The 1,847-nt window shown below is 68.1% G+C and carries 1 protein-coding gene and 2 pseudogenes; 2 read left to right on the top strand and 1 reads right to left on the bottom strand.

What is annotated here, in order from left to right; all coding sequences use genetic code 11:
• Positions 1-325: 325 nt before the first annotated feature.
• A pseudogene (locus ACZ7NC_RS45420) lies at positions 326-449 on the top strand (transposase); the annotation flags it as partial.
• A gap of 113 nt (positions 450-562) precedes the next feature.
• On the opposite strand, the gene ACZ7NC_RS45415 reads toward ACZ7NC_RS45420, so the two are convergent.
• The gene (locus tag ACZ7NC_RS45415; RefSeq protein WP_471498309.1) at positions 563-1,438 is read right to left on the bottom strand and encodes an integrase core domain-containing protein; all 876 of its coding nucleotides are present in this window, start codon (positions 1,436-1,438) and stop codon (positions 563-565) included.
• A 211-nt stretch (positions 1,439-1,649) separates the two neighbouring features.
• Here ACZ7NC_RS45415 and ACZ7NC_RS45410 point away from each other — a divergent pair.
• Positions 1,650-1,847: pseudogene (locus ACZ7NC_RS45410) on the top strand (ISL3 family transposase); the annotation flags it as partial.

Genomic DNA, 1,847 nt, shown 5'->3' with positions numbered 1-1,847 from the left:
CAGGCACGATGATCCCTTTCTGCTGGACTGTCAGCTCGTGGTACGGGGATTTCTTACTGCCGGCACCCCGCCGCGGCAATGCTCCGCTGGCAGGGGGAGACCGGATTCCGGTGCGCCAAGCCCGGAATCCGGCGAACACTGCCGGCCTCACGACCGGGCCTTTCCCCGAAGTGGCGGCGACGTGAGCTCCCCCAAAGGCTGTAACCGAGACTGGCCGATACAGGGGCAACCCAACACCAGCTCGCGCATACGGGAGAACGCCTCGCCGACAACGCGAGCGCTTGGACAGCTATCCGGCCAGCCGACGTCGCAGATCAGGTCCAACGACCGGCAGGCCGCGGAAGCGGTGCGCGACCGGCTGTCGTGGAAGTACGCGCTGGGGCGGGAACTGACTGATGCCGGCTTCGACTTCACCGTGCTGAGCAAGTTCCGTGCCCGCCTGGCCGAGCACGGCCTGGAGAGGGTGGTCTTCGACCGGCTGGTCGACCACTGCCGGACCGAGGGGCTGGTCGGAGCGGGCGGCAAGCAGCGTTGTCCTTGCCGAATACCTCATCCATGCTGCTCAGGCGACATGTTGGTACTCGTGAAGGGCGCCGCCGAGTCGCGTTCGTCGTCGTATGTTCAGGTGGGTGATCCGGCCTGGGTCTTCGATCGGGGCGGGCAGCGGGTGGAGGGGGCGGGCGTTCGCGAGGCCCTGGTGCGGCCTGTGCTCGTTGTAAAATGCCTCGAACTCGCGCAGTGCGTACAGGAGATGGCGCTGGTCCCAGATCAAGGTGCGGTCCAGCAGCTCTCGCCGGCAGGTTTGCACCCACCGCTCCATGATCGAGTTCATCCGCGGCATCCGAACGCCGCTGAGCACGACTTCAATGCCCGCGTCGTTGAACACCTCGTCGAACAACTCCGGGAACTTCCCGTCCCGGTCCCGGATCAGGAACCGCGCTCGGCAGCCGACGTCCTCGAGGTCCATGACAAGGTTCTTCGCGGCCTGGACCATCCAGGACGAGGTCGGACGCGCGGTGGCGCCCAGGATCCGGATCCGTCGGTTCGCATGCTCGATCGCGGCGAACACGTACAAGCGGGCCCCGGACAGGCTGACGGCCTCGAAGAAGCCGCAGGCCAGCAGCGCGTCGGCCTGGGACCGCAGGAAGCCCGCCCGGGTGTTCGAGCCCCGCTCGGGCGCCGGGTCGATGCCAGCCTCTTTCAAGATCTCCCAGACCGTGGATGCCGCCACCTTCACCCCGAGCACCAGCAGCTCGCCATGCTGGCGCCGGTAGCCCCAGTGCGGATTCTCCTTGGCCAGACGCAGCACCAGCGCCCGGACCGAGCGCACGGTGCGCGGTCGGCCCCCGCGCTTCGCCCGGGAGCGAACGGCGTGCTGACGGGAGACCAGGTCACGATGCCAGCGCAGCAGAGTATCCGGCCGCACCAGCAGCCGCATCCCGCGCAGCGCCCCACGCGGCAGGCCGTGGAGCAACGCCGCCAACAATGCCGGGTCTTCGCGGTTGGGCGGTGTGGATCGCTCCGGTGGCGGGGCTGGTGTCACGGTCTGTGTTCAGCCGGGGAGAGTCTGGCCCTGAACGCGAGGCGCCCGCGGCCTTGCGTGATCATTTCTGTTCTTGAGGCAGAGCGATCATGCAGGAGCCACGGGCTTGGACAACGATACGACGTTACTGCTCGGTCTGGACGGGGTGTCCGTCCACCGCGTCGAGAGGCTGGAGGACGGCAGGCGCAGGGTGCATCTCACCACGGCGGACTTGTCGGCGCGGGTCTGTCCGGCCTGCGGGGTCTTCGCCACCCGGGTCAAGGGCCGGGCACTGACCCGGCCCCGGGATCTGCCCTATGGGGAA

The organism is Streptomyces sp. NPDC111802, from assembly GCF_055634335.1.
This window is presented reverse-complemented; position numbering and strand designations above follow the sequence as displayed.

What these genes read in the sequence shown, in the direction of transcription:
- ACZ7NC_RS45415 (WP_471498309.1), bottom strand. Translation starts at nt 1,438, where the DNA reads ATGCGGCTGCTGGTGCGGCCGGATACTCTGCTGCGCTGGCATCGTGAC.